Source organism: Aurantibacter sp. (assembly GCF_039941195.1).
In the GTDB taxonomy this organism is placed as follows: domain Bacteria; phylum Bacteroidota; class Bacteroidia; order Flavobacteriales; family Flavobacteriaceae; genus Aurantibacter_A.
Map to the genome: position 1 here is coordinate 1 of NZ_JBDVFA010000055.1, position 1,925 is coordinate 1,925.

At 30.1% G+C, this 1,925-nt stretch carries 1 protein-coding gene and 1 pseudogene; one reads left to right on the forward strand and one right to left on the reverse strand.

Features of this window, described 5'->3' with window-relative positions; translation table 11 throughout:
• Positions 1-491: 491 nt before the first annotated feature.
• A pseudogene (locus ABJF52_RS09265) lies at positions 492-1,464 on the forward strand (IS110 family transposase).
• A gap of 71 nt (positions 1,465-1,535) precedes the next feature.
• Here the strand turns inward: ABJF52_RS09265 and ABJF52_RS09270 are convergent.
• The coding region (locus ABJF52_RS09270) for a hypothetical protein (protein WP_348149337.1) at positions 1,536-1,925 on the reverse strand (390 nt) is incomplete at its 5' end.

The window sequence follows — 1,925 nt, forward strand, 5'->3', positions numbered from 1 at the left end:
TGATTTAAAATACAGTTTTTTAGTTTTTTCATTTTGTTTAATTAATGCCAACGTGTTTGTGCATGATTTCGTTGCGTGTTTAAGCACTAAATTTAGCAAATAAATCACAGATAGAAAGTCCGCGAGGACTTTCGTAAGTAGGCTAGAACTAGCAATTAATTATACACGGCTTAAGTTTGTAATTCATTAAATTAGAAACATAAACAGAAAGCACAAAAGAGAGGAATAAGGTTAATATATACGCAGAGACTATGATCTCGTCAACATTGAAAATCCCTTCTCTTTTTGTTCCTTTTTCTTATTTGTTTTTAATAGTATTCACGAACCTCATGCTTCGGTTTCTACCCAGATTTCGTACAGTTCTATGAGGCTTTTAGACCTCGATTTTAAGTCGTTGAAACTCGCGTAGCTTGTCCTTTACTCATTTTATAATATTTCAATAAATTGGAATTCGTGAATCTTCGTTCCTTGATTTCAAAAAACATTTTGTTATGAATAAAGATATAAAATATTTTGGACTTGACATCAGTCATTTAGTTTTTGATGTAACAGATTCTGATGGTAATTATTACCAATTTAAAAACAGTATTTCTGGGTTTAAAAAGTTTGCAAAACTGTTAGATTTTAATAGTCATTGTGTAATGGAAGCTACGGGTTATTATCATTACCAATTAGCTTATTATTTACAAGAAGAAGGGGGTTAAAGTTTCGGTAGAAAATCCCTTAGCCGTAAAACGATTTATACAAATGAAGTTGTCTAAAATAAAGACAGACAAAAGTGATTCTAAGTTGATTTGTGAATATGCCAAACATGTAGAATTAAAGCTCTGGAAAGGCAACTCAAAGCATCAATTAGAATGTCTTCAAATGACCAGACTCCTTGGTGTGTATACAAAACAAAGCACAATGCTAAAAAACAAACTACATGGCGAAGCTGTTTTAGGCAATCCAAGTAAAGTAGTAGTTAGCTCTTTAAAACGCAGTTTAAAACAGGTTGAGAAAGAGCTAAAAATGATAGAAGATAAATTGTTAGTTTTAGTAAAAGAAGTGCATCAAGATGTTTTAACACGCTTAAAAAGTATTCCAGGAATTGGTCCCAAAACATCATTAATGCTAGTGGTTTTAACCGATGGATTTGATCGTTTTACAAGCGGAAGTGAATTGTGTAGTTACGCAGGTTTAACACCAGTGATCCGTCAAAGTGGAAGTAGTGTAAAAGGACGTCCGCGAATTAGTAAAATAGGGAATCAAAAGCTTCGAAATTTATTATTTATGTGCAGTTTTAATGCCTGTAAATATAACCATGCTTGCAAAGCAATATATGATAGATTAGTAGCCAAAGGGAAGAGTAAAAAATTAGCTTTAATAGCCGTTTGTAATAAGCTATTAAAACAGGCTTTTGCAATAGCAAAATCAGGACTAAGTTATGATAATAATTACAGAAGTACTTTATTAAAAAATTAATGAGTTTTTACTTGTTTTTTACCACAGTACTTTGTTAACCAACGTTTTTATTCCGAATGTTCTTTTTTCGTTCATAATTTATTTTCCAGAAGTGATATTTTAATTTTCCAAAAAAGTAAACCTTTATTTGTGAATCTATAATATAATTCATTTTCTCCTCTAACTTCTTCTACAATATTTTGAACTAAAAACTTTTCTTTTATTATTTCATTTATTCCGTGTGGGAATTCTCCTCTATTTCTAATTGTAATTCCAATCTCTCTGAAAAAATCAAAAAGGTCAGATTCGCTAAAATCTTGATACTGTTTTTCATAAATTGAATTTTCAGTGTCTTTATTATTATCACTACTATTCGAAATCAGAGTTTTTAGGTCGTTATTTTCTTTATGTAAATTATCAAGTTCAAATGCTTGTGATTTTAAATGTTCATCTCTTTCATCTAATTGATTTCTTAATTGTTC